Source organism: Pseudoalteromonas amylolytica, assembly GCF_001854605.1.
GTDB lineage: Bacteria > Pseudomonadota > Gammaproteobacteria > Enterobacterales > Alteromonadaceae > Pseudoalteromonas > Pseudoalteromonas amylolytica.
This window is the reverse complement of record NZ_MKJU01000029.1, coordinates 48,006-73,020: the sequence shown is the minus strand read 5'-3', so window position 1 is coordinate 73,020 and position 25,015 is coordinate 48,006. Positions and strand designations below refer to the sequence as shown.

At 44.7% G+C, this 25,015-nt stretch carries 22 protein-coding genes and 3 tRNA genes; 17 read left to right on the top strand and 8 right to left on the bottom strand.

Annotated features, from left to right (window positions below; genetic code table 11):
* Nucleotides 1-44 precede the first annotated feature (44 nt).
* The gene (locus tag BET10_RS15835) at nt 45-431 is read right to left on the bottom strand and encodes a hypothetical protein (protein ID WP_070986567.1); all 387 of its coding nucleotides are present in this window, start codon (nt 429-431) and stop codon (nt 45-47) included.
* Complete coding sequence (locus tag BET10_RS15830; protein ID WP_070986566.1) at nt 421-2,055, bottom strand: S41 family peptidase; 1,635 nt, start codon at nt 2,053-2,055, stop codon at nt 421-423. The genes BET10_RS15835 and BET10_RS15830 overlap by 11 nt, the downstream gene beginning before the upstream one ends.
* A gap of 266 nt (nt 2,056-2,321) precedes the next feature.
* Between BET10_RS15830 and BET10_RS15825 the strand changes: the two genes are divergently transcribed.
* Both BET10_RS15825 and BET10_RS15820 read left to right on the top strand, forming a co-directional pair.
* Entirely contained in the window at nt 2,322-2,699 is a 378-nt protein-coding gene (locus tag BET10_RS15825) for a hypothetical protein (protein WP_070986565.1), read from the top strand.
* Nucleotides 2,700-2,937: 238 nt separating this feature from the next.
* Entirely contained in the window at nt 2,938-4,104 is a 1,167-nt protein-coding gene (locus BET10_RS15820) for a DUF3103 family protein (RefSeq protein WP_070986564.1), read from the top strand.
* A 120-nt stretch (nt 4,105-4,224) separates the two neighbouring features.
* Here BET10_RS15820 and BET10_RS15815 read toward each other — a convergent pair whose 3' ends face one another.
* The gene (locus tag BET10_RS15815; RefSeq protein ID WP_070986563.1) at nt 4,225-5,856 is read right to left on the bottom strand and encodes an endonuclease; all 1,632 of its coding nucleotides are present in this window, start codon (nt 5,854-5,856) and stop codon (nt 4,225-4,227) included.
* A gap of 306 nt (nt 5,857-6,162) precedes the next feature.
* Between BET10_RS15815 and BET10_RS15810 the strand changes: the two genes are divergently transcribed.
* From BET10_RS15810 to BET10_RS15790, 4 genes are all read left to right on the top strand, one after another.
* On the top strand, nt 6,163-7,971 hold the full coding sequence (locus tag BET10_RS15810; protein ID WP_070986562.1) for an assimilatory sulfite reductase (NADPH) flavoprotein subunit: 1,809 nt from the start codon (nt 6,163-6,165) through the stop codon (nt 7,969-7,971).
* Nucleotides 7,972-8,035: 64 nt separating this feature from the next.
* Nucleotides 8,036-9,754 (top strand): assimilatory sulfite reductase (NADPH) hemoprotein subunit, encoded by a 1,719-nt coding sequence (cysI, locus tag BET10_RS15805; RefSeq protein ID WP_070986561.1) that lies wholly within the window; start codon nt 8,036-8,038, stop codon nt 9,752-9,754.
* 47 nt (nt 9,755-9,801) lie between these two features.
* On the top strand, nt 9,802-10,542 hold the full coding sequence (locus BET10_RS15800; RefSeq protein ID WP_070986560.1) for a phosphoadenylyl-sulfate reductase: 741 nt from the start codon (nt 9,802-9,804) through the stop codon (nt 10,540-10,542).
* A gap of 553 nt (nt 10,543-11,095) precedes the next feature.
* The gene (locus BET10_RS15790; protein WP_083330579.1) at nt 11,096-11,608 is read left to right on the top strand and encodes a DUF4124 domain-containing protein; all 513 of its coding nucleotides are present in this window, start codon (nt 11,096-11,098) and stop codon (nt 11,606-11,608) included.
* 9 nt (nt 11,609-11,617) lie between these two features.
* On the opposite strand, the gene BET10_RS15785 is transcribed toward BET10_RS15790, so the two are convergent.
* The gene (locus BET10_RS15785) at nt 11,618-12,724 is read right to left on the bottom strand and encodes an NAD(P)/FAD-dependent oxidoreductase (protein WP_070986557.1); all 1,107 of its coding nucleotides are present in this window, start codon (nt 12,722-12,724) and stop codon (nt 11,618-11,620) included.
* 159 nt (nt 12,725-12,883) lie between these two features.
* Between BET10_RS15785 and BET10_RS15780 the strand changes: the two genes are divergently transcribed.
* Nucleotides 12,884-13,657, top strand: coding sequence for a substrate-binding periplasmic protein (locus tag BET10_RS15780; protein WP_170829166.1), 774 nt, complete (start codon nt 12,884-12,886; stop codon nt 13,655-13,657).
* On the opposite strand, the gene BET10_RS15775 is transcribed toward BET10_RS15780, so the two are convergent.
* The 3 genes from BET10_RS15775 to BET10_RS15765 form a co-directional block, all read right to left on the bottom strand.
* Nucleotides 13,626-14,078 (bottom strand): PaaI family thioesterase, encoded by a 453-nt coding sequence (locus BET10_RS15775; RefSeq protein ID WP_070986555.1) that lies wholly within the window; start codon nt 14,076-14,078, stop codon nt 13,626-13,628. The genes BET10_RS15780 and BET10_RS15775 overlap by 32 nt on opposite strands.
* A gap of 108 nt (nt 14,079-14,186) precedes the next feature.
* Nucleotides 14,187-16,925 carry an aconitate hydratase AcnA gene (gene acnA / locus BET10_RS15770; RefSeq protein WP_070986554.1) on the bottom strand — a complete coding sequence of 913 codons (2,739 nt, stop codon included), beginning with the start codon at nt 16,923-16,925 and terminating at the stop codon, nt 14,187-14,189.
* Between the two features lie 126 nt (nt 16,926-17,051).
* On the bottom strand, nt 17,052-17,429 hold the full coding sequence (locus tag BET10_RS15765; RefSeq protein ID WP_070986553.1) for an RNA-binding S4 domain-containing protein: 378 nt from the start codon (nt 17,427-17,429) through the stop codon (nt 17,052-17,054).
* Nucleotides 17,430-17,599: 170 nt separating this feature from the next.
* Here BET10_RS15765 and BET10_RS15760 point away from each other — a divergent pair, with 170 nt between their 5' ends.
* The 5 genes from BET10_RS15760 (at nt 17,600) to BET10_RS15740 (ending at nt 22,305) form a co-directional block, all read left to right on the top strand.
* Complete coding sequence (locus tag BET10_RS15760) at nt 17,600-17,881, top strand: hypothetical protein (protein ID WP_070986552.1); 282 nt, start codon at nt 17,600-17,602, stop codon at nt 17,879-17,881.
* A gap of 205 nt (nt 17,882-18,086) precedes the next feature.
* Complete coding sequence (locus tag BET10_RS15755) at nt 18,087-18,752, top strand: SDR family oxidoreductase (protein WP_070986551.1); 666 nt, start codon at nt 18,087-18,089, stop codon at nt 18,750-18,752.
* 122 nt (nt 18,753-18,874) lie between these two features.
* Nucleotides 18,875-19,240 carry a hypothetical protein gene (locus tag BET10_RS15750; protein WP_070986550.1) on the top strand — a complete coding sequence of 122 codons (366 nt, stop codon included), beginning with the start codon at nt 18,875-18,877 and terminating at the stop codon, nt 19,238-19,240.
* Nucleotides 19,240-21,585 carry a fatty acid cis/trans isomerase gene (locus BET10_RS15745; RefSeq protein WP_070986549.1) on the top strand — a complete coding sequence of 782 codons (2,346 nt, stop codon included), beginning with the start codon at nt 19,240-19,242 and terminating at the stop codon, nt 21,583-21,585. The genes BET10_RS15750 and BET10_RS15745 overlap by 1 nt, the downstream gene beginning before the upstream one ends.
* A gap of 99 nt (nt 21,586-21,684) precedes the next feature.
* Nucleotides 21,685-22,305, top strand: coding sequence for a dUTP diphosphatase (locus BET10_RS15740; protein ID WP_070986548.1), 621 nt, complete (start codon nt 21,685-21,687; stop codon nt 22,303-22,305).
* Between the two features lie 4 nt (nt 22,306-22,309).
* On the opposite strand, the gene yrfG is transcribed toward BET10_RS15740, so the two are convergent.
* Nucleotides 22,310-22,966, bottom strand: a complete 657-nt coding sequence (gene yrfG, locus BET10_RS15735; protein ID WP_070986547.1) for a GMP/IMP nucleotidase — start codon at nt 22,964-22,966, stop codon at nt 22,310-22,312.
* 61 nt (nt 22,967-23,027) lie between these two features.
* On the opposite strand from yrfG, the gene nudE reads away from it, so the two are divergent.
* From nudE to BET10_RS15710, 5 genes are all read left to right on the top strand, one after another.
* Entirely contained in the window at nt 23,028-23,591 is a 564-nt protein-coding gene (nudE, locus tag BET10_RS15730; RefSeq protein ID WP_070986576.1) for an ADP compounds hydrolase NudE, read from the top strand.
* Between the two features lies 1 nt (nt 23,592).
* A complete protein-coding gene (gene cysQ, locus BET10_RS15725; RefSeq protein WP_070986546.1) occupies nt 23,593-24,387 on the top strand; it encodes a 3'(2'),5'-bisphosphate nucleotidase CysQ in 795 nt (264 codons plus the stop codon).
* Nucleotides 24,388-24,559: 172 nt separating this feature from the next.
* A tRNA-Met gene (locus BET10_RS15720) sits at nt 24,560-24,636 on the top strand.
* Nucleotides 24,637-24,676: 40 nt separating this feature from the next.
* Nucleotides 24,677-24,753, top strand: a tRNA-Met gene (locus tag BET10_RS15715).
* 139 nt (nt 24,754-24,892) lie between these two features.
* Nucleotides 24,893-24,969 (top strand) — tRNA-Met (locus tag BET10_RS15710).
* The last annotated feature ends 46 nt before the right edge of the window (nt 24,970-25,015 follow it).

Genomic DNA, 25,015 nt, shown 5'->3' with positions numbered 1-25,015 from the left:
CTACTGTACCACAGCAAGCAGAGAAAACTAATTTTGGCTATGAGTTAATGAGTACTTTGAGTGACTGCGACACAGGGTACTTTGGGTAATATGACATAATTATCTTTACTAGGATAGTAGAGAACACACAGACCATTACGTAGCTGCAATTCAAAGCGTTCAACAGCGATGTTGTGAGTGCCTAAAACCGGGTCTAGTGGTTGCTTGGCTACACGGGACTCTAATAATAATGTACTGCTATTCATCAATACGTTATCGGCGAGTTTTGGCTCTACGCCACCTTTTAAGCTGACAATGGCTTTTTGTATGTCAGCTTTTATCGCTGGTGTGGTGTTCTTGATTGTTGCTGCCAACGGTTGCATTGATTGGTTGTGTTTACAGCCAATCAATGCAAGACATATTAAGATGGTGCTAATGAGTTTATTGCTCATTTTTCATGCCCTTTAAGGGAATTATGTGCATACCACCGCGCAGTGGGTGTGATGGAACGCTAATGGCGGGGCCTTGTAAGATGTACTCAGATGCTTGGGTTGGGCGTGGTTGGCTCACAGGCGGACACTCACCCGTGTCCATATAATTCAGTGCTGCTGAAAATAACGCCTCGTTAGCCGCGCCGAGCGAGTGCTCAAAGTCATCTGCGACCAAACATCCCGAAACCTGGCTCGTTAGCCCGAGTTCACCGTTATTTTGCGCAGCAGAAACGGGTGTGAAGCCATCGGCATAGCTACCAAATCCCTTGGCATTTTCGTTTTTAAACTGAATGGTATAGTACACCTCGCCACAATTAGGAGCGGGAGCAAATCCAAACGGTTTACCACATGTTTGGTCACCAATAAGGACCACTTCAACATCAATACCTTGCAACCCATTAATAATTAATTCACTTGCCGAGCAGGTACCTGCCGTTGTCAGTATGTACACTCTGCTAAGCTCAGGACTCGGTAACACCTCGTCTGTATATACTCTTTCACTCCAGTCGATGGCACGAGCGGAGAATTTAACATCATAGTTTTCTGCACTACGCTTGTCATTGTATATCGTCTGACTAAACACTCGACCCGTATCAGGCGTCGTAGCGAGTGTATTTGCGCTGCCAGCTATCATATAACCCAATTGCGCGGCCATACTAACTAACCCGCCACCGTTATAGCGAAGGTCTAATACTAGCTCATCTATGTCACTATTTTCGAACATTTGGAAGGCGTTTATTAAAGGGCGTTGGCCCGCAGAGATAAACTGATTGAATTGCACATAGCCTACCTTACGGCCATTGATGGTTTGTACATGTACATTTTGTACAGGAGTGGTTTCTATATCTTGCGCTGTAAGAGATACGTCATACTGTTCTACGGTACTTGTCTGTGAATTGGTGCGAACAAACGTAAACGTATGGGTTGTTCCAAGTTCAGGCTGCAGCGCTGCATTGATCGTAGCAACAGAGGCCGAGTCTGTAGCATCGATATCAACACCATCGACTTCCACAAGTTCATCCCCACGTTGAAGGCCTGCAAGTTCAGCCGGTGAATTGTCCTGAGTATAGGCGACACGTATTAGTCTAGGCGGGGTTCGATTAATGATAGCCCAGCGAACTCCATAGCCTGCTACCACACCAGACTGAGCTTCTTTGATGTAGTCTTCATAGCTTTCAGAGAAATGAAAGTCATCCTTCGCTTTACCTGATGGCGTGGTTGCTGAAGTTTTAAGCGCATTGAAGTATGCGGCTATCGAGTCAAAGGTACTTGGATTTGGATCCGGTAATTCGTCATACCACAAGTAAGTTTCATGGCTAAAAGAGCGTAGCCATAACTTTTCTAGCATGGCGCTGCCGACTTTATCCGAGTATGGTTCATTGTCTTGTGGGTCAAGGCCCTGCCTAGGGTTAGCGCAATAGTCTTTGTACTGACTTGAGGCTGGGAATACCCCAGCGCTCCATATTTCCGAAGGCGTAGTGGGCTGTGGGTCTAGGGAGGGTGAATTGTCGTTACCTCCACCGCCTCCGCCACACCCGGCCAACAAAATACTAAGTAAAAGTGCTGCTAAATGTAAATTGCTCATGCTGGTTGCTTTTTAAGTTCATTGGCTAAAAATTAGCAAAGCTATGTATTAAAGGCAATAAGGTGGACAGAATAAGTACCTATAATGTGTATGTCAGGCTTCTTGTGAGCGAATTTCTATGTCGCAATGGAGAGTTTATAATTAGAGGAATTTAATCGTAATAAGCACGAATCGGTGTTAACGCTAGCCAGTCCGTATTTACTTGGTTACACTTGCATTTAAAGCAGCTATCCATCGATCTAACCAGTTAAGGTAAAACAGTCAATATGCCAGAAATTCAGTTTTTAAACGTCGATCTTGAGCTAGAGTCAAAGCATGACATTAGTGCCTTAGTCAATGATTTAAAGCGTAATGCCATCGTATTGCATTATGATCAGGATGAATATCGCCAATTGGCGCGCATTGAGGCTGACGCTGAAGTTATCAGTCCAGATAAGGCGATTAACCACCTGTGTGAATTAATTGAATCCTGCTCTAAACCTGCGTTAAAGCAGTGGTTGTCATGTACGAAACGAACATTTGATATTGGTTTTAACTCTGGCAACACGCCAAAATGCTATTCACAAGCGCTACATGCAGACACTTTACTGCGGATCTCAGCCATTGGTGCAGGAATAGAAATCACTTTATATCCTGTTGAGTAGCTACTCTAATTTTGCGGGGTTGAATTTCCAGTTACACTCGTGTTGAAAGCCTCTCCTTTCTAGACAAGGCTATTACTGTTGCGCCCCTCCTTGTTTAACATTTGATAGGCACGCAAAGTGGCTATGTATCGAACCGAAAAATTTAAACTTGTTAATTTTAAATTAACAGGTTGATAATTTTTTCAATAAGTTTTATCTTCTTCTACTCAAACACGCGGATTATTGTCAGGAGTAGAATATGAAAAAATTAACAAAATTTACATTGACTGCCTTAGCAGCAATGAGTCTAAATAGTTATGCAGCAGATTCAGACGCACAGGTTAAGCAGGCATTTCCTGCGTTGGATGTGTATAACCCAGCTGGTTATCAAGTTGTTGATATTAAAAAGCAGCTTGCGAAACAAGTTGCACATCAATTGCCAAGCATAGCGACTCCTGTCAAAGCGCAAATGAGTCAGTATCGTTTACAAATCCCCCTTTCTTCAGAATTAGTACCAGCTTCTTTAGCACCTAAGATTCGCACAGCTAACAGCTATACTCGATCTCTCAAGGGACTATCTGAGTCTGACGAATCTATTTATCAGTTACGTCTTGCCGACAGTGCAATGCTGAGTACTTGGCAGCAAGGGGAGCCAGTTTTAGTTGCATTTGCTCCGAAGGGAGATGATAAGAATTGGGTGCATGTGGAAGCATATGATCAACACGGTAATGTGCATTTACTTGATGCTAAAAAAATGCCGCAGCAACCCGTATTAATCGTTGAAATTGACAGCCAAAAGAGCCTCAAAGAAGGTTTGGCTGTCATGCAACGAGAGTTTAATAAGCACCGACCTGTATCACTATCTAAGCACAAACCGTTCTTTGATACACAAAGTGACGCAGAGCCTATTTCTACCAGTGTGCTGAATCGTATTCGTTTAAATGATGATGAAGAGCCTTGGATTTCAGGGGCAGCAGAAGTGTACGGAGTTGTAACGGGTGTGAGCCCAAGTCGTGATGAACCGGTGCTTGATATCGTTGATATGCCGTACCTAGATCATGATGGTCGTGATTACACGCCTAATCAAATCATCATTCATTGGGAACGCTATCGCTGGCAAGCAGCGGACTTGCTACTAATGGAGCAAGATGACAACACTAATTACAAAACTCTCGCGACGACTTTCTTAGACATTGTCACTCAGGTTATGCGCACCATTCCTGACCCCAATGTACAAGGTTACGCGATTATTCCACAGCTGACCAATCAGCTTATCAAAGCCATGCCAGATTCGTGGTTTACCAATGATGATGACTATGTGGATGTTTTTTATACCTTATTTGAAGGTCAGCAATACACTGGTTACATGGGAGCCAGTGGTAATGCCAAAATCAGTTTATCTCCCTTAACCATCAACCCTAGGTGATTTCCCGTTGAGTCGGTTAGCGGCCTGAAGGAGTAGGCCGCCTTTTTATTCATAAAAACTAGTTAGAAGCGAAAACAAAAAAGCCACCGACCGGTGGCTTTTTTTGGCTAGATTAGTTGTTTACCAGATCTGCTGTACAAACTCAGGGTGGTCTACAAATGGGTTGCGGTTGCCTTGAAACTCGTAAGCCGCTTGGTTGCGTGCTTGTTCAATTGCATCCACAGGGTCGGCCTCATGCCAGCGTTTTAGCATGGCAATAACCCAAGGCTCAAACACCTGACTGGCACTGCCATCAAGTACAGCGTTACTGTACTCAGTATTGTTTTGCCAAGTGCTGATCACATCTTCATAGCGAGTAGCCATATAAAAGTAGGCTCTTGCAAAGTCGCCTTTAAATTGATCGATAGGCTCAAATACTGTGCCTGAATAATTAAGACTAGATGCGGCTGAGCCAAGTCTACTACCATTGCTTGAGGTGTATGTGGCGCTTGCTACTTCACCAAACGGATAGTTACTGCGCTTGGCATTGACATATCCATCGGTGGCGAAGATATGGTGAATATCAGAGTTCATAGGCTCGATTTTGCCGCCAAACCAACTCTTTGGAAACGAATGCTCTCGGTTGTAGCAGTCACCTTCAACGCTGTATGTGCCACATTGGTTGGTCACAGCAACATAGGTTATCGCATCGCTACCGTTTGGTCTTTCTGAGTAGCGATCTAAAACCGAGTTATCATTTTCAAAATAGATATCACGCTCTGACTGGTCGATAAATTGCCAAATAGCTGAGTAACCCTGTGATTGATGGTTGCTAATTATGCTGTGCAACTCACTCTTTAACGCAAAGCCAGTTAAACCTGCCGCTGAAGCGTAGTATTGTGATGGGTCGGTTGGTGTTCCACCGCCATTATCACTGCCAATAGTAAAGGTATGCTGCTGTTGTGTGGTAAAGCTGCTACCTGAAGCTAATGTTCCCGTTGGACCCGTTAAGCTATAAGAACCATTACCATAGCTACAACACATACCGTCACCATAGCTGTCCAGCATGGTGAATGTGTAGCTGTCATCAACAACACACAAAGACTCGTTGTAAGTAGTATTGCTCGCGTAGCCGTTACCACTCGCTACTTGGGTGTTGCTACTATTAGTCAATGTCCAGCTGGTTTCTGAGCCGTAATGGTCGGTTGTTAATGATAGGTTGAGTTCAGTGTTTTGGCAGCCAGTTGGTGGGGGAGTAGTTGTCGTGGTTGGTTGGAAGTCATCAATATACACCACTTCGTTGCCGTCAAAGCCGGTGCCGTCATAAAAGCGCAGGCCAACCGAGATAGATGTGTCGGTGCTGGCGGTATACGAATGACTGATCTGCTGCCACTGATTTAAAGTAAATGGATCAGAGTAACCATGATAACCATCAACCACAAGCCTTGCTTTAACGCCACCTTCAGTATGATAAACCCAAGTGCTAAAGGTATATGTTTGCCCTGCTTGCACCGCAACGAGCTGCTGCAAATCTGTGCTACTTTGCGTGCCTGTCGTTACGGTTACTTGTGCAGCAGTTTGGCCAGTTTTTACGACATTACTTGTTGCGCTTATGGCAATACCTGAATCAATGGTCGTCCAGCCAGTTGGCTGGTTTTGTTGCCAATTTTCGAAGTCACCATTACTCACTTGTGCTGCGGCATATTGGCTGCAAAGTGCAGCGCTTAGCGCAAACGCAAGCTTTTGTTTATAGGATGTTTTCCCGTGTTTCATTTTTGATCTCTTTTATTAGATTTAATATTTTTGCTTTTACTTAAACAAAGGCCGAGCTTACTGAACCTTTGTTATTGCAATGTTAATATTAGAGTGGCGATTTTTAAAGCAAATCTTTTAATCTGTTTTTGTTGGTGTTTTTGGTTATTAATAACCAAAAGGAATATAAAAGCAGATCTTTGTCTTTTTGTTGTCCGCATAGATCAGTATGCTTCAAACTATGAAATAACTTGTTGTACGTTATGATTGAGCAAGTGAAGCAACACATTTAAGCAAGAGACGTTTTAGGGTTACGGGGATTATTCAATGTTGTTAAGTCAACTTAGCGCTGCGGCCAGCCCGCTTACGCAAGAGCAAGTGCAGAAATTACAAGGTTTAGTGGCTGAGCTAAACCCCATCCAGCAAGCCTGGGTAAGCGGTTATTTGGCAGCCAATGCAAACTCTGCTGCATTAGCAGGGGGAGCGGGCACGCAAGCGGCGGCTGTAGAAGCTGCTCCGTTAACAATTTTATATGGTTCTCAAACAGGCAATGCTAAAGCAGTAGCCAGTCAGTTGAAGGCGCAGGCTGAGTCTAGAGGGCTGAGTGTTAAGCTGGTAAATATGGCGGACTACAAAACTTCTGCGCTGAAGAAAGAGAAGTTTCTTGCAATTGCTGTGTCAACGTATGGTGAGGGTGAGCCGCCTGAAGATGCTGAAGCGTTACACGCGTTTTTGGCAAGTAAAAAGGCGCCAAAGTTAGAAGGTGTGAAAGTAGCCGTAATCGGACTCGGTGACACCAGCTATGAATTCTTCTGCCAAACCGCCAAGGATTTTGAGCAGCGTTTGACCAATTTGGGCGCAGATGTGGTTTATCAGCGTGCAGAGCTAGATGTCGATTACGAGGAGCTTGCAACTCAGTGGATTGCCGGTGCATTGGATGTATTTGAACCTGAACTAAAGTCACAGCAGGACGCCGCTACCAATGTGGTGAGCATGCCTAGTGCTGTGGCGAGTGCGTCAAGCCAGTATACTAAGCAAAATCCATTTGCCGCGGAACTGTCTGTGGTGCAAAAAATTACAGGTCGTGACTCAACGAAAGATGTTCGCCATGTCGAGATTTCTTTAGATGGCTCCGACATTCGTTACTTACCAGGTGATTCACTGGGTGTATATTTCCTAAACGATGAAGCGCTGGTGGATGAGGTACTAGAGTTACTCGCAATTGCTGATGATACAAAAGTGACAGTTGCAGGTGAAAGTATTGCGGTGCGTGATGCATTAATTGAAAAACTGGAACTGACCCAGTCATATCCTGGTTTTGTAGAGAAGTATTCACAGGCGACCAACAATGCCCAATTACAAGCATTGGTTGAAGATAAAGCAGCTTTGCGTGAGTACATAGAAGCAAGACAAATTTTTGATGTGATTAAGCAAAATCCTGCGGCAATTGATGCGCAGTCTTTAGTTGACTGTTGCCGCAAACTGCAAGCGCGTTTGTATTCGATTGCGTCTAGTCAAACTGAAGTCGAAGACGAAGTACATCTAACTGTGGGTTTGGTTGAGTTTGACGCCTTTGGTGAAAAGCATTTTGGTGGTTGTTCGGGCTACTTGGCAAATCGTGCACAAGAGGGTGCAAAAGTTAAAGTATTTAGCGAGCACAATGACAATTTCCGTTTGCCTGCAAATGATGACACGCCAGTGATCATGGTGGGACCGGGTACGGGGATCGCTCCGTTTAGAGCGTTTTTACAAGAGCGTGATGCGCGTGAGGCGGCAGGTGAAAACTGGTTGTTCTTTGGGAACCCACACTTTACACAAGATTTCCTATACCAAGTTGAAATTCAAGGGTATGTGAAGTCGGGCTTGCTAAGCAAGGTAGATTTAGCATTTAGCCGCGACCAAGCTGAGAAAATCTATGTACAAGACCGCTTACGCGAAAAAGGTGCAGAAGTCTTTGCATGGCTTGAAAAGGGTGCACATTTTTATGTGTGTGGTGATGCCACACGTATGGCTAAAGATGTTCACCAAGCTTTGATCGACATTATTAAAGCCCATGGTGGCAAAGATGATGAACAGGCTGAGCAGTATCTAAAAGACTTGCGTAGCCAGAACCGTTATCAAAAAGACGTGTACTAATCGGCTGTCTGAAGCATTTAAGTACATAACACTGACCGTCACAGTAGAATTTTTAGGATAAGCCATGAGCACCGAATACAAACCAAACAGCAAACTTGATCCAAATGCTAAATTTGCTGATAACGAACGCTTAAAAACACAAAGTAACTATTTGCGTGGCACCATTGAAGCCGATCTTAAAGACCCGCTTACAGGTGGTTTTACGGCAGATAATTTTCAGCTGATCCGTTTTCACGGCATGTATCAGCAAGATGATAGAGATATTCGCCCTGAGCGAGCAAAGCAAAAATTAGAGCCATTACATAATGTCATGTTACGTGCTCGTATGCCCGGTGGCATTATTAAGCCTAGTCAGTGGCTTGCAATTGATAAGTTTGCTGAAGAAAAGTCTATGTATGGCAGTATTCGTTTAACAACACGTCAAACGTTTCAATTTCATGGAGTACTGAAGCCAAACATCAAAGAAATGCACCAAATGCTTAATAGCGTTGGGATTGACTCAATCGCTACTGCAGGGGATGTAAACCGAAACGTGCTGTGTACGACCAACCCGGTTGAATCACAGTTGCACCAAGAAGCATACGAATGGGCGACTAAGATCTCTGAGCATTTGTTACCACATACCAAAGCATACGCAGAGATCTGGCTCAATGGTGAAAAAACTGAGACTACGGAAGAGCCGATCTTAGGGTCGACCTATTTGCCTCGTAAATTCAAAACTACGGTGACAATTCCACCAAACAACGAAGTGGACGTACATGCGAACGACCTAAACTTTGTGGCTATTGCCGATAACGGCAAGTTAGTGGGCTTCAACGTGCTGGTTGGTGGCGGTTTAGCAATGACTCATGGTGATGTGAACACGTATCCACGCAAAGCGGATGATTTCGGATTTATTCCACTTGAGCACACCTTAAAAATAGCTGAACACGTTGTGTCGGTGCAGCGTGATTGGGGTAACCGCGTTAACCGTAAAAACGCTAAAACCAAATACACCTTGGATACATTTGGCGCGGATGCTTTCAAAGCAGAAGTCCAAAAACGTGCGGGTGTTGAGTTTGAACCAAGCCGTCCGTATGAGTTCACTCATCGTGGAGATCGCTTTGGTTGGGTGGAAGGAATTGATGGTAAACACCATTTGACCTTATTTATCGAAAATGGCCGCATTTTGGACTACCCAGGTAAACCGTTGAAAACAGGTTGTCGCAAGATCGCCCAAATTCACCAAGGTGACTTCCGTATGACGGCAAACCAAAACCTGATCATTGCGGGTGTGCCTGCGGATCAAAAAGCCACTATTGAACAATTGGCACGTGAGCATGGCTTGATCAACGATGAGCACACGGTACAACGCAAAAATTCAATGGCGTGTGTAGCTTTGCCAACATGTCCGTTGGCAATGGCTGAGGCCGAGCGATATTTACCTGAGCTAGTGACTCAAGTCGAGGGCCTGCTAGATAAGCACGGCGTAGCTGATGACAGCATTATCTTGCGTGTAGTCGGTTGCCCTAACGGCTGTGGCCGCGCGATGTTGGCTGAAATCGGCTTAGTCGGTAAAGGCTTAGGTAAATACAATGTTTACCTAGGTGGTAACCGTGAAGGAACCCGAGTACCCAAACTGTATTTAGAAAATGTCGGCGAAGACGTTTATCTACCAGCCTTGGATGAGTTGATAGGTCAGTGGGTACAAGAACGTCAAAGTGACGAATGCTTTGGAGACTTTGTGATTCGAAAAGGCATTGTGGCTGAAGTGAAAGTGTCAAAAACAGACTTTCATGCGTAACTAACAAGTAAACTGGCAAGCATCGGTTTGCCATGCTGGGAATGAGAATGAGTGATTACAAACAGCTCTTACAGTTAAGTGGAAAAGCGCAAACAGCATTGTTGGCACAAGCCAATGAACTATTGCTGCCTATGAGTCCACAACAGCGAGTGGCTTGGGCGCTGGAGCATTTGCCAGATACTGCTTTTCTATCTTCAAGTTTCGGTATTCAGGCCGCGGTGATGTTGCATCTAGTGACTTCAGAGCGTAGCGACATCCCGGTTGTACTTACAGATACAGGGTATTTATTTCCAGAAACCTATCAGTTTGTGGACTACCTAACAGAGCGTTTAAATTTAAATTTAAAAGTGTACCGAGCGCCAATCAGCCCAGCTTGGCAAGAAGCCAAGTACGGTAGATTGTGGGAGCAAGGGCAAGAGGGTATTAAACAGTACAATGCGTTGAATAAAGTTGAGCCGATGACCCGTGCACTGAAAGACTTGAACGCGGGTACTTGGTTTAGTGGTTTACGTCGTGATCAGGCATCCACTCGTGCCGATAAGCAAATACTAGAGATTAGCCGCGGTACGGTGAAGGTGTATCCAATCATAGAATGGAACAATCGTGATGTTTATCAGTACTTAACCAAGCATGATTTACCCTATCACCCGCTTTGGGAGCAAGGGTATGTATCGATGGGGGATGTACACACGACACGTAAACTTGAACCGGGTATGAGTGAAGAAGAAACGCGTTTCTTTGGCCTAAACCGTGAGTGTGGTTTACACATTGATGGTGACGGTATTTAAACTCTCCAAGCCATGGGGACACATAAAAGCACAACCTAGAGTTGTGCTTTTTTATTGCTTATCAGAAAGCTATCCCTTTATTCATTGTATTATTTGCGCATCACTCACGACGCGCAACACGGATTGAAAAATAGCCATGGTAAGCTGTTCGCTGCAGCAAATAACAGTACAAACATGGATGCCACTATAAAAGTATACTTCTTCTATCAATGCCATCACTGTTCTTTTGGGGCACATGAATGCTGTAGGCAAGGAGCAACATAATGATGGTCAATATGGAAAATCTCAGAGGTTAGAGCCTTAGGTATCTAAATTGCAGAGGCCAACTGCTAACTAGTGCGAGAAACAGGTGAGACCGCTTCTGTGTCATACAAGTGGGAGTTTTTTGCGAATGCTTTGAGAGATTAATTTTGGATGCAAGTAGCAGATCGTTTTGCTTAAATAGGTCCTTTTTAAATCTCTCGGCCAATTTATTGGCAATTGACTGTGCCATTTTCACCTTCGAGTAAGCATGTTAGACTTTTCAAGATGTTCTTCTAGAGATCAAAGTACAGTGAAGTATTTTAGTTATATATTGGTTATGGTGATGTTTATTGGTGTGGGTTCTTTGTTTGTGCTCAAACGGCCTGATGGCAAACCTTGGTTAAGCTTGCAGGCGATAGCTGAAAAGGCACAGGGGGCGACCGATAATGTATTCAAAGACGCGCAAAGTAAGCTTAATCAATCAGTTCAGAATGTGACTGACTCCTCGGCTGATGCATCTGGCGGTACCATCTATAAATGGCAAGATGCCAATGGGAATTGGGTATATTCAGATCAACCAAATACCAAAGGAAAGAGCCAAACTCATATCTTAGATACCAGCAAGGTCACCATAATGGCCGCTGAAGACACCGCTATTCTAAAAGAACTAGCAACGCAAAAAGCACATATAGACACTAAGCTCAAAACGCCATCCGCACTAACCCCAAGTGAAATCAAGCAACTGATGAAGGATGCTAAAAACATTCAAAAGTTGATGGACGAAAGAACGAAAAAGATAGATCAGGCTATAGAGGGTATTTAGCGCGCTGTATCACTCGCGCTCTAAATTGACTTGTTTAGCAACTTTATGTGCGATTGCCAAACTTGCGGTGAGCCCCGGAGACTCAATACCAAACAAATTTATCAACCCTTTAATTCCATGGTGATGATAGTCTTGGATAACGAAGTCTTGCGACCCTTGCAGTTGTAGCTTAGGGCGTATTCCACAATAGCTGAGTTGTAAGCGGGTACTGTCGAGTTTTGGCCAGTAGCGTTTTATTGCTTCAACAAAGCGCGGTTTTGCCTGTTCGTTTGGCGTGTAATCAAGCTGCTCGATAAATTCGGTATCTGGTCCGAACTTGAGCTGACCTGCCAAGTCTAGGGTCGCATGGATGCCGAGTCCATGCTGTTCTGGCATTGGATACAACAAATGCTTAAACGGGTGCCTGCCCTGATAGCTAAAGTATTGCCCTTTACAGTAGTGTAGTGGTGGAATATGGTGTGTAGCTAGGGCGTCAATGTTGCTAGCACATGCCTGTGCAAAAAGCCCTGCTGCGTTTATTAGATGCTTACATGTGAGATTAAACTCCTCTTCACCGCATGCAAGAGTGACAACAAAATGCCCTTCCTCAAAATGTGCCTTGATAAAACGCGTGTTGTTAACGTAATGACCGCCATGTTGAGAAAGTTTATTGAGATATGACAACATGAGCTGGTGGCTGTCGACAATACCTGTTGAAGGTGACCAGACCCCAGTAACCGCGTTCATCTCTGGGGCCCTCTCTCGCAATTGGCATGTGCTGAGAAACTGCAAGTCGGTAACGCCATTGTTATTGGCCTGTGCGACGAGAGAGTGTAATTTTTCGATTTCTGACTCGTTAGTAGCAACAAGCACTTTACCAATCTGTTGTACTGGTACGTGGTAACGCTGGCAATGTGTGTAAAGTAGCCCTTTTCCTGCAACGCACAACTGTGCTTTTAAACTATTCTGTGGATAGTAAATACCGGCATGGATCACTTCGCTGTTACGGCTGCTAGTGTGCTCGCCAAACTGACTATGTTGTTCAATAACAATGGTGTCTTGATGCTCACTGAGGATGGCTGCGATGGCAAGCCCAACCACACCCGCGCCAACGACTAACGTATCTACTTGTTCCATAAAATACATCTATATAAATGAGATATCGATATGGTAGCAAAGGCAAGACTTAGGTACTACGACTGGTGGCGTTTTAAGTTTGCTTGTAAAAGGCTGATATGGTGGCTCGCAGGCTTGATAGCAAAAAGTGCCGCGAATTATTGTCTGTCGGCTACACTAATGATTACAAATATTATGACAGAATTATGTATGGTCAAACCCCTCAAGATAGCCCTGTATGTATTACTCGTGTGTGTTGTCAGTGCACAGGCTCAGGTGATGAAAGTGGTTGGTGGCCACAACCCTTGGCCTCCGTACATTGAAAGTGATGGTTCGGGGCTAGTGAATGATATTTTGCACGCTGCGTTTGATAGTCAAGGTATTGAGCTGGAGATCCAAACCGCGCCATTTAGCCGCATGCTAATACTATTAGAAGAGCGCAAAGTAGACCTGATAGCCGCACTGTGGTGGACTGAACGACGCCATAAAACGATCTTGTTTAGCCAGCCTTACTTCCATAATGAATTGGCTGTTGTGAGCCACCAAGATAGCCACGCTGACTTTCGTGGCGCAAAAAGTTTACGTTATAAAACGGTCGCTGCAATAAGAGGCTATGCATATCACGAATTATTGGAAAGTATTGAACAGGTTAAAGTGATAGATGTACACAGTTTGCGTGCCTGCTTAGAGATGGTGTACAAACGCCGAGCTGATTTTGCCATTGCTGATGTTTTGGCATTTACGCATGAGCAAAAGAAAGCACCTGAACTCAGAGCGCTCATTGCACATCTGCCCGTTTTGCTGAGCTGGCCACTACATATTGGTGTGAATCGAGCGCACCCACAGGCAGAAGAAATTATCGAGCGCTTTAATTTAGGCTTAGCAGAACTTAAAGAAACCGGCCGTTATCAGCAAATCATCGCTAAGTATTCGTCTGAGGGCGGGCAACAATAGCCGCTGTCATGCGGCTAACACAACATAACTCTCCCTTCGCATTGGTAATTTTAACTTCCCATACAGAGGTCCGTTTGCCTAGATGCAGTGGCTTGGCTATTGCTCTTAATATGCCATTTCTGGATGCTTTTAGGTGATTTGCATTGATCTCTTGGCCGACACAGTAATAGTGTTCGAAATCCACAGCAAAGTTAGCGGCATAGCTGGCAACAGTTTCTGCTAATGCGACATTTGCTCCACCGTGGACCATACCGAGCGGATTGTGATGACTCGGTGTGGCTGGCATGGTAGCAACGAGGTAGTCATCACCGATTTCGGTTATTTTGATGTCTAAGGTTTTCATTAAGGAGCCTTTACCATGTACACCTTCATCAAGTTGTTGGCAAAATGCTAGAGTGATTGGGCGATACCAGATAGACATAGGGTTCCTTGTTAATTCTTTGGCTGGCCCAGTGTATTGGATATGTGACTTTGCGTCACTGATTTTAAAAGAAGTTGCGACAGCATTTGTGGCCGTCGCAACACAAGGCTAGTCATTTTCAAGCATGTTTCTGAGTACATATTGCAAAATGCCACCATGCTGATAGTAATCCCATTCTTTGGGAGTATCGATTCTAACATCTACCAAGAACTCAAGTTGCTTGCCATCCTCTTTACTGGCGATAATTTTAACTTCATCGCAGTTGTCGCATAACCCCATTACTTCGAAGCTTTCCTCACCACTTAAGTTGAGTGACTCGTGGCTATCTGGGTGCTTGAATTGCAGCGGTAGTACACCCATGCCTATTAGATTTGAACGGTGTATACGTTCATAACTTTGTGCGATGACGGCTTTGACGCCAAGCAACAGCGACCCTTTTGCTGCCCAATCTCGAGAAGAGCCAGTGCCATACTCCTTGCCAGCTAAGATAATTAGAGGCGTATTAGTTTCTTGATAACTCATAGCAGCATCAAAAATGCTCATGGTTTTGCCGTCAGGTATTAAGCGGGTTACGCCGCCTTCTGTGCCCGGCGCCAGTTGGTTGCGCAAGCGTACATTGGCAAACGTACCACGCATCATCACTTCATGATTTCCTCGCCTAGACCCATACGAGTTGAATTCGCTGGCCTTAACTCCTTGCTGTTGCAAATAACTGCCCGCAGGGGATTGTGCTTTAATATTGCCAGCGGGAGAAATATGGTCTGTTGTCACAGAGTCCCCGAGCTTGGCCAAACATCGAGCTCCTTTGATATGAGGTAACCCCGGAGGGTTTTTACTCATGTTGGCAAAAAATGGTGCATGGCGGATATAGGTAGAGTCTTCTTGCCAAGGGTAGAGCTCACTGGCTTGGGTGCTGATCTGTTGCCAGTTGTCATCACCGCTGTAAACTTCGGCGTAGTTTTTGGCAAACATCGCTTGGGTAACGGTTTCATCAACCAGTTGCTGAACTTCACTTACGCTGGGCCAGATATCTTTCAAGTAAATGTCATCGCCGTTGGCGTTTTGGCAAAGCGGTTCATTGTAAACATCAATGTTGGTGCGCCCAGCGAGCGCATAAGCTACCACCAAAGGCGGCGAGGCTAAAAAGTTCATTCGAACATCTTGGTGAATGCGTCCTTCAAAGTTACGGTTCCCTGAGAGCACGGAACTCACAATTAATTTATGGCGATTGACTGCATCGCTGATCTCTTTTGGTAGTGGTCCTGAGTTCCCAATACAGGTGGTACAGCCATAACCAACCAGATTGAATCCCAGAGCTTCTAGGTGGGTAAGTAAATCGGCTTGTTTGAGATAGTCGGTGACGACCTTAGAGCCAGGAGCTAAAGACGTTTTAACCCAAGGTTTAGGCTTAATGCCCAACTCGTTGGCTTTTTTGGCAACCAAAGCGGCCGCAAGGATGACGCTCGGGTTTGACGTATTGGTGCAACTGGTAATCGCTGCAATCACACAGGCACCGTCTTCAAGTTGTATGTTCTGGTTATCGTATTCAAGCTCAGCAAAACCAAATACTTGTGCTTCACCGAGTGGGTCTTTGGATTGCCCGCCTTCAGCAACGATTTGTGCCTCATCCTTACTCAGATGACTCTCGTTGCGTTGGTCTTGCATTACTTTGAGGTGATTTTTTATCTCGCTGCCAGCTTCGTCTAAATTGATACTGTCTTGTGGTCGGGTTGGACCTGCAATACAAGGAACCACGGAGCTCAAGTCCAAGGTGAGTACATCACTGTACTGGGGCTCATCACCTGCTTCTCGCCACATGCCTTGGTGTTTGGCATACCCTTCAATCAGTGCAAGTTGTTCTTTACTACGATTGGTTAAGCGAAGATAGGAAATCGTTTCCTCATCAATTGGAAAAATACCGCAAGTGGCGCCATATTCTGGGGCCATATTGGCAATGGTGGCACGATCAGCTAATGGCAATTGGGCAAGCCCATCGCCAAAAAACTCGACAAATTTACCCACGACGCCGTGTTGACGTAGTCGATGTGTAATGGTCAGTACCAAATCTGTTGCGGTGGTACCTTCTGGTAATTTTCCCTCTAGCTTAAAACCAACCACCTGTGGGATCAGTAAACTGATTGGTTGACCAAGCATGGCGGCCTCAGCTTCGATACCACCAACACCCCAGCCCAGTACACCTAAACCGTTGATCATAGTTGTGTGCGAGTCGGTCCCAACAAGTGTGTCAGGGTAGGCGATGGCTTCTCCTTGCTCGGTATTTTTAAATACGACTCTAGCTAGATACTCAAGGTTTACTTGATGCACAATGCCGGTGGCGGGGGGCACCACCGTTAAATTATCAAAGGCGGATTGACCCCAGCGTAAAAATTCGTAGCGCTCTTTATTGCGTTGATATTCCAACTTTGCATTTAAATCAAAGGCACCAGCGTGGCCGTATTCGTCAACTTGAACTGAGTGATCGATAACAAGCTCAGCAGGAGAGAGTGGGTTTATTCTGTTTGGGTCGCCCCCAAGCTTTGCCATCGCCTCTCGCATCGCCGCCAGATCTACAATTGCAGGTACGCCGGTAAAGTCCTGCATGACGACCCGAGCAGGTGTAAAGGCAATTTCAGCCTTTGGTGTCGCTTTGGCTTCCCAATTGAGAAGTTGTTCAATGTCTTCTTTACGAACGGTACGACCGTCTTCATGACGTAGCAGGTTTTCTAGCAAGATTTTTAATGCAAATGGCAGTCGCCGAGCTTTAGCGCCTAAGCGTTCCAGTGAATAGAGGTGAACTTGTTGCTGATCAATGGTCAGCTGGGTCAGAGTATCAAATGAATTTTGCATACAGCCTCCGCTTTATGATTTGCTGAAGCGATGATTGGCATATGCCGCATACCTTGCGGCATATTTTTTAGCCATATGACTAACTGTATTGTGATCGTTTGCAAAAATTCAAGTCATTGGGCTGTTTTAGCCAAAAGAGATCGGCTTGCGACCGGTGTTACTGTCCTTTTTGTCTTTACGGCTTCTATTGCGTTTTTTGCGCTGCGTTGGTGCTGTTTGCACCTCTTTGGGTTCATCTGCTGGTGCTGGGCGCACAGCGGGTTCTACACCCTCAGCTAAAGTTAGGCGGTAGCTTTCACCATCAAAAGATAGGGTGTCACCCGAATAAAGCTTTTTGCGTTTCACTGTGCAAAGAGCATCGTTTACGGCTACATAGCCTTCGCCAATCAACATTTTAGCCTGTCCGCCAGTTTCTGCTAAATCTAGAACTTTCAATAGATTACACAGCTCTATTGGTTCTTCTTCCAACTCGATCTCGATATAATCTGAGTGCTCTTCAAACATATTCTGCTCACGTTCTAATCGTTTGCGTTAGTATACCTCGTTGCTGCGATGAGTGACGAAACTTTTTATGCTATTTGCCTGTCTTTAATGTAACTGAAGTAATTGGCGTGTATTTTGCTGCCAAAATTGAATGAGTTGATTGTTGCAATTTACAAAGAGGAGCAAACAATATGGGAATTCGTTCAGCATTAAAAAAAGAGTTAATGAACCCAGACGCGAAGGGGTTGATGACCGCGGATGATGTACGAAGCTACCTGCAAAAAAATTTAGCCCGTATGAAGGACAAAAGTGCACAGCAATTTAATATCATCGCGCGATTTAATGCCCACCACAGTAAAGTGCAATCAGGGCTACCTGCACAAGAGCGCGCTCTAGTTTATGAGCGCCATCGCTTATTTAAAGAAGTGCTTTATCCCAAGTCAGCCGTACAAAAGTGGCTTAATCAACTTTGATACACTGATTGGCCGGTCTTTGCGAACCGGCCTAAATCTCAGGTTCGATACTGGGTAAAATGGTCGCCTTAAGATCGCACTCTTTCGCAGCTTCCATCAAACTGTGTGTATCATCAGCATAGCAGAGCATTATCTGAATATGATTTGTCTGGTTTGAGTGAGTATACTCAGAGCAACTTAACGAGAGACATAAAAGGAGTCCGTTATGAATAAACATGTGCTTGTGACAGGTGCAAACCGTGGGATTGGCTTGGAGTTCTGCAAGCAATATTTGGCGCAAGGTTATGACGTAACAGCCGTGGTACGCCAACCCTCTGATGAGCTAAGCGCGCTTAATGTCACAGTGGTAGCTGGTGTCGACGTGAGTGATGCACAGCAAGTGGCAACCCTGCCGGCAACGCTCGCTGGGAAAAGCATTGATATTCTGATCAACAATGCAGGTGTGTTCCACAATGAAACACTCGACAATATGGACTTTGCTGCGATTGATAGCCAATTACAAGTCAATGCCGTTGCGCCATTGCGTGTTGTGCATAGTTTGCTGCCTTTGCTTAAAGCAAATAGTAAAATAGCGATGATCACAAGCCGTATGGGCTCTATTGCAGATAATGGCTCTGGTGGTTATATCGGCTATAGAATGTCAAAAGCAGCCCTTAATGCTGCCAGTGTGAGTTTAGCGCATGAGTTAAAGGCGCAAAACATTGCTGTCGGACTATTTCACCCCGGTTTTGTACAAACACAGATGGTAAACTTTGCTGGGGACATATCACCGCAATTAGCTGCTGAGCGATTGTGCCAACGCATTGCTGAACTCACGCTTGAAAATACAGGGGGGTTTTGGCACTCAAATGGCGAAACCCTGCCTTGGTAATAATTCTGCGGGGTTTTTATATGGCTTATTTTGGGCACAGGGTAAGCCATCAATCAACTAAGATTCAGTTATTTTATGCTAGTATGTGAGAATCTAATCGGCTCTCAATACAAAATACAATCATGGAATTATCTGAAAATACACCTCTAAGCTTGCCGCTATTTTTACTGAATGATCAATTGGAACAACGTGATATGGCCTCTCCAGACCTTATTATGGAGGTGGTGCTGGATGAAACGCTGTTGGCAAATCTGTGCCAAAACCCCAAGGCGGAAGAAAACATCAGTATTAATTTGGAAGATTATCAACTCCATGCGCAACAGGCGAAGTTTGAAGCTTTGCTCAATGCACAACACCAAGCCCAACTGTTGTTGAATCATGGACCAGTGCTCAGTGCGGTATTGAGCTTGGATAACGATCAAGTTTTTATTTCTCCACCTATGGAGATGATGCCAACTTTTGACTTAGGTGAAGAAGAGGATAGCTGATGAGAACACGTACCTGGTGGATGATATTTATGGCTATGGTGCTGTCGGGGTGTGTGGCAATTGGCTTTAGCCACTACGATGACATTTATGGTCCTCAGCATGTACAGGTGCGTGACGTTGGCCCCTCCAACGGTGAAGGGGCTGGGTATTTGCAGTTGGTTAAACCTGTGTTGGAGCAACGCTGCGTAGTGTGTCATGGCTGTTATGATGCGCCATGTCAGCTCAAATTGTCTTCTCCCGAAGGGGTTGACCGAGGTCTGAGTAAAGAGCGTGTTTACAATGGCACTCGTTTACTGGCCCAGTCACCAAGCAGGTTGCTATTTGATGCGGATAACACACAACAGTGGCGTGATAAAGGCTTTACGCCCGTATTAAATGAGCGCCACCAGAGTGAGCAAGCGAACCTAGCAGGCAGTGTTTTATACAACAGCCTGCTGCTAAAAATGAGTCACCCATTCCCAGAACAAGGGGTGCTTGGGAATGAATTTGATTTTTCTTTAGATAGACAACAAAGTTGTCCGAGTATGGATGAATTTGCCAGCTTGGCAAAAACTAAACCTCATGCTGGAATGCCGTATGGATTGCCCGCAATTTCTCATAGTGAATTTAAGCAACTAGAAACTTGGCTCAAACAAGGTGCCAAAATGGCACAGGTAGCGCCTCCCACACCGCAAGAATTGCAGCAGGTTGAGCGCTGGGAGCAGTTTTTAAATCAACATGAACTAAAATACCAATTGGCAGCAAGATACATCTATGAACATTGGTATCTCGCTCATATTTATTTTCCAAAGGTCAATGCCAGCAGCTCTCCTAACTTTTTTAAACTAGTGCGTTCAAAAACACCCCCTGGAAAGCCCATAGAATTAATCTCAACTCGGCGACCATATGATGATCCTGGCGTGAGCAGAGTCTATTATAGATTGATGCATGATCGTAGCAGCATACTAGCAAAAACCCATATGCCGTTGGCGCTGACTGATCACAAAATGTCTCGTCTGTATTCGCAATTTATTAAACCGGATTATCAGGTAGAGAAGCTACCCAGCTATGAGCCGAAAGTCGCCTCTAACCCTTTCAAGGTGTTCTCAGTCATTCCAGTTAAGTCAAAATATCAATTTATGCTTGATGAGGCGGAGCTTATCATCAAGGGATACATCAAGGGTCCTGTTTGCCGCGGCCAAATTGCGCTGAATGTGATCAATGATCAGTTTTGGGTTGCATTCATTGACCCTGAAAAAAACAGCGTACCAGCCGTTAGCGATTTACTCTTACAGCACGAAGATGACTTGGCATTACCAGCGGCGGAACAAAGCAATGTATTACCGCTGCCAAGCTGGATCAAGTATGCAAATCGTCAGCATGAATATATACGCGCCAAGACTAAATTAGCGAACGAACTGTTGGCTGATGGCAAACTACTGACCACTGATTTAATTTGGCAAGGGGATGGCCATAATGACAACGCAGCACTGACGGTGTTTCGTCACTTTGATAGCGCTACAGTGGTCAAAGGGTTTGTTGGACAAGCGCCAAAAACCATGTGGCTGTTAGATTACGCCTTATTTGAACGGATCCACTATCTGCTGGTGGCAGGGTTTGATGTATACGGTAACATTGGACATCAGCTAATCACTCGCTTGTACATGGACTTCCTACGTCTGGAAGGTGAGCAAAACTTTATTAACTTGTTGCCTCAAGACGAGCGTCAAGAGGTTAAAAACCACTGGTATCGCCGCTCTCATATTAGCTTAAGTGAATTTATTAATCGCAAGACTCTACTGGCAGCGCCTACGGGTATTGAATATGTTACGGATGATCCCAAAACTGAGCTATACGAAAAGATAAAAACGGCGCTTAATCCCGTATTGAGCAAGCGTTACGACCATACATCTGAATCTTCGGTGCTCGCTCAGTTAAACAACCTTCCCCATAAGGCTATTAATGTTCTGCCTCAAGTGTCTTTCATTTTGCAAAGGCAGCAAAACGGAGCGCATAAGGCGTTTACCTTGCTTCATCACAACGCACATTACAATATCTCGAGTCTGTTGAATGAAGATGGCCAGCGGGCTTATGAAGAAGATACGGCCACATTGGTCCCCGGTTTTATTGGTGATTATCCAGAGGCGATTTGGTACTTGGCTGATGAGCAAAACACTCAGGCATTTGTAACTCAGTTGAAAGCTGTGGAAAGTGAAGAACAATATCAAGATGTTACCGCTAAGTTTGCGATAAGGCGTACTCACCCTCAATTTTGGCAATACAGTGACTTACTGCATCAAGTGGCTAAAAAGTACCGAGGAGTAGAGTATGGCTTATTTGATTACAATCGTTTGGAAAACCGTTAGTAACACTTTTTAAACAACAAAATTTGCGGGCCAGCCAGTGCAGAAATTATCTCGCTAGGGTATGATGTTGGCCTTTTCACAGCATAAAGAGAGAGCGCAATGTCAACCAATATCACTAAGCTAGTCGTGATGTTAGAAATGCAAAATGCCATGAACACAAAAGTACATGAGCAATGGTTTAACCAAGGGTTTGAATGGTATCGCGCAATTTGGGTTGAGTGTGCAGAAATGCTCGATCACTATGGCTGGAAATGGTGGAAGAAACAAACCCCAGATACCGAACAAGTGATCTTAGAGCTGGTTGATATTTTCCATTTTGGTTTATCACTACGTATTGATGGGAAAACATCTTACCAAGCGTTAGCGGAGCAGTTGGATACGGAGCTTAGCCAGCCGCAAATGTCAGATGACTTCAAACAAACATTAGAAGTGTTGGCTGCCAGCGCCGTGGCGGACAAGCAATTTAATGCTAAAGCGTTTGCAGGGTGTATGCAGCAAATCGGTATGGATATTGATGATCTATATCGCGGTTACGTCGGTAAAAACACCTTGAACTTTTTCCGTCAAGACCATGGCTACAAAGAAGGCAGCTATATCAAGGTATGGAACGGACAGGAAGACAATGAGCACCTTGTTGAGGTAGTTAAGAGTCTGGACACCGAACACCCTGATTTTGCTAAAAATGTTTACGCTGGACTGCAACAACGCTACCCAGCGTAACGGACTATTTGATAGGTAATAAGGTTCTATAGTCGGTGATAGATAAGTAGTCAGTGATCACATTCGCTGGCAACTTACTGTCTGGGTTGGCCACAGCAAGTAGGTGGCCAATACCAAATTCTCGTGCAGAGTTTAATACACTGAGGCTGTCGTCAACAAACAAAGTTCGTCGCTTATCAAACCCTAAATCCGCTTGCACCTGTTGCCATAGTGATTGGCTTTCTTTGCTAACACCGTATACATGCGTGGAAATGAGTACATCCATATGATGTGCAAACTCAGTTAGCTCGACCTTTAAACTTAGACTGTCTGGATGGGCATTCGTTAGAAGAATGAGCTCTTTTCCTGCATCTTTGAGCGCCGAAAGAAATTCTGGCACATCTTCACGTACTGAGATTAAGTGTTGAATTTCTCTTTTTAACGCCATGATAGGCAGGCCTAGTTGCTCTTGCCAATAATCTAAGCAATACCACTGTAATTTCCCATGAACGGCCTCATAGCGTGCCAAAATATCTGCTTTGGCTTGTTCAAAACTGATATTTTGTTTCTTGGCGTGTTCGGTGGGGATCACGTGTAGCCAAAAGTAACTGTCAAAGTGTAGATCAAGCAAAGTACCATCCATGTCTAGAAGTACGGTATCAATTTCAGACCAATTTAGCATAGGCATTTATCATTAAAGGATTTATGATTAAGTGTATGGCCATGATAACAAATTAATTCTTATGTCACAGAAAAAGCATCCAAATCCGCCAGAAATCATTCAATGTGAAGTGGCTGCAAAAAGTCGCTTATTTACCGTAGAAGCGTTGCATTTGCAGTTCTCTAACGGCGAACAACGTCAATATGAGAGAATTAGAGGGGGCGGACGAGGAGCTGTGATGATAGTGCCAATAACTGCAGAAAATGAGCTATTATTAGTAAGAGAATATTGTGCAGGGACACACAATTATCAACTTGGGTTTCCCAAAGGTTTAATAGATCCAGGCGAAACTCCGACTGAAGCAGGCAACCGAGAGTTAAAAGAAGAGGTTGGCTTTGGTGCAAAATACTTTTGCGATCTAAAAACATTATCTTTGGCGCCGAGCTATTTTAACGCCAAAATGCACATTATCGTAGCAAAAGAGCTTTATCCTGAGCAGTTAGAAGGTGATGAGCCAGAACCTTTAGTTACCGTAAAGTGGCCTTTAGATCAGTGGCAATCATTATTGGCACAAAGTGATTTTACGGAGGCACGTAGTGTTGCTGCATTGTTATTGCTGCAACAATATTTGGCGCAGGAGGTTTAACATGCAAAAACTGCTAGAACCTTGCATCTCGCTGGCAATTCGAGCGGGCGAGGCTATTATGGATATCTATCAAAATGAAGATATCGGCGCACAAGAAAAGTCGGACCATACCCCTGTGACGGCAGCTGATTTAGCATCCAATGAAGTGCTGATGGCAGGATTAAAGGAGATTGCGCCAGATATCCCAATTATGTCGGAGGAAACTCCCATACCTGACTTATCACTACGCGAGCATTGGCAGCGCTATTGGTTACTTGATCCTATGGATGGTACCGGGGAGTTCATATTACAAAGCGGAGATTTTGCGGTAAATATTGCATTAGTGGAGAATAATAAACCTGTATTAGGCGTTATTTATTGGCCTGCAAAACAAACTACTTATTACGCAACCAAAGGACAGGGGGCTTTTAAACGAACGCCACAATCACAGCAACAAATATTTGTTGCAACGCCACAAAATCTAACGCTAGCGGTTAGCCGAAGACAAAAGCTCGAAGCGGTCAGTCAGTATCTAAATAGCCAGTTTGATACTGTAGCACTAGGTTCATGCTCACTCAAAGCATGTATGATAGCCGAGGGAAAAGCAGACTGCTTTTTGCGCGTTGGCCCAACGGGAGAATGGGATACTGGAGCGTCACAGGTGATAGTGGAAGAAGCAGGAGGCTGTATTACAGACGCTGAGTTCAACCCCCTTACATACAACCAGCGAGAGATCACTGAGAACCCTGATTTTATCGTCATGGGTCATCCTGATTGGCAGTGGCAAAAACTCATCACACCACATCATCGCAGCTAATATTGCATTTTGGTTGATATTTGCGCGTTTAGAACACAGTCGCTTAGTTAACGCTTGCATTTAATATTGAATGCTATATGATAGCGGCCTCTTAGGAAGACAGGCCAAAAAACTCTTGTTAAAGGTTTGTTTTTTTAAAAGTAAAATTTAAAGCTAAGCTTTAAATTACAGGCGCGGGATGGAGCAGCCTGGTAGCTCGTCGGGCTCATAACCCGAAGGTCGTCGGTTCAAATCCGGCTCCCGCAACCACTTCTTTTTAGGTAGGAAGTAAAATTTATCTATATACAGGCGCGGGATGGAGCAGCCTGGTAGCTCGTCGGGCTCATAACCCGAAGGTCGTCGGTTCAAATCCGGCTCCCGCAACCACTTCTTTTTAGGTAGGAAGTAAAATTTATCTATATACAGGCGCGGGATGGAGCAGAATGATAAATCATTCGCCGGACTCCCTAAGCCTAAAAGCCGAAGGTCGTCGGTTCCCGACGAAACGAAGCAATAAATTTACAGGCGCGGGATGGAGCAGCCTGGTAGCTCGTCGGGCTCATAACCCGAAGGTCGTCGGTTCAAATCCGGCTCCCGCAACCACTTCCTGTATTCAGACAGTCGTCGGTTCACTCTTCATAAGTTACAG

Coding starts and splice junctions, on each gene's coding strand:
- BET10_RS15775 (WP_070986555.1), bottom strand. CDS start 14,078: ATGTCTATCTGGTATCGCCCAATCACTCTAGCATTTTGCCAACAACTT.
- BET10_RS15800 (WP_070986560.1), top strand. CDS start 9,802: ATGAGTGATTACAAACAGCTCTTACAGTTAAGTGGAAAAGCGCAAACA.
- acnA (WP_070986554.1), bottom strand. CDS start 16,925: ATGCAAAATTCATTTGATACTCTGACCCAGCTGACCATTGATCAGCAA.
- BET10_RS15755 (WP_070986551.1), top strand. CDS start 18,087: ATGAATAAACATGTGCTTGTGACAGGTGCAAACCGTGGGATTGGCTTG.
- BET10_RS15810 (WP_070986562.1), top strand. CDS start 6,163: ATGTTGTTAAGTCAACTTAGCGCTGCGGCCAGCCCGCTTACGCAAGAG.
- yrfG (WP_070986547.1), bottom strand. CDS start 22,966: ATGCTAAATTGGTCTGAAATTGATACCGTACTTCTAGACATGGATGGT.
- BET10_RS15820 (WP_070986564.1), top strand. CDS start 2,938: ATGAAAAAATTAACAAAATTTACATTGACTGCCTTAGCAGCAATGAGT.
- BET10_RS15765 (WP_070986553.1), bottom strand. CDS start 17,429: ATGTTTGAAGAGCACTCAGATTATATCGAGATCGAGTTGGAAGAAGAA.
- BET10_RS15760 (WP_070986552.1), top strand. CDS start 17,600: ATGGGAATTCGTTCAGCATTAAAAAAAGAGTTAATGAACCCAGACGCG.
- BET10_RS15815 (WP_070986563.1), bottom strand. CDS start 5,856: ATGAAACACGGGAAAACATCCTATAAACAAAAGCTTGCGTTTGCGCTA.
- BET10_RS15745 (WP_070986549.1), top strand. CDS start 19,240: ATGAGAACACGTACCTGGTGGATGATATTTATGGCTATGGTGCTGTCG.
- BET10_RS15785 (WP_070986557.1), bottom strand. CDS start 12,724: ATGGAACAAGTAGATACGTTAGTCGTTGGCGCGGGTGTGGTTGGGCTT.
- BET10_RS15830 (WP_070986566.1), bottom strand. CDS start 2,055: ATGAGCAATTTACATTTAGCAGCACTTTTACTTAGTATTTTGTTGGCC.
- cysI (WP_070986561.1), top strand. CDS start 8,036: ATGAGCACCGAATACAAACCAAACAGCAAACTTGATCCAAATGCTAAA.
- BET10_RS15740 (WP_070986548.1), top strand. CDS start 21,685: ATGTCAACCAATATCACTAAGCTAGTCGTGATGTTAGAAATGCAAAAT.
- BET10_RS15780 (WP_170829166.1), top strand. CDS start 12,884: ATGATTACAAATATTATGACAGAATTATGTATGGTCAAACCCCTCAAG.
- BET10_RS15835 (WP_070986567.1), bottom strand. CDS start 431: ATGAGCAATAAACTCATTAGCACCATCTTAATATGTCTTGCATTGATT.
- BET10_RS15825 (WP_070986565.1), top strand. CDS start 2,322: ATGCCAGAAATTCAGTTTTTAAACGTCGATCTTGAGCTAGAGTCAAAG.
- cysQ (WP_070986546.1), top strand. CDS start 23,593: ATGCAAAAACTGCTAGAACCTTGCATCTCGCTGGCAATTCGAGCGGGC.
- nudE (WP_070986576.1), top strand. CDS start 23,028: ATGTCACAGAAAAAGCATCCAAATCCGCCAGAAATCATTCAATGTGAA.
- BET10_RS15750 (WP_070986550.1), top strand. CDS start 18,875: ATGGAATTATCTGAAAATACACCTCTAAGCTTGCCGCTATTTTTACTG.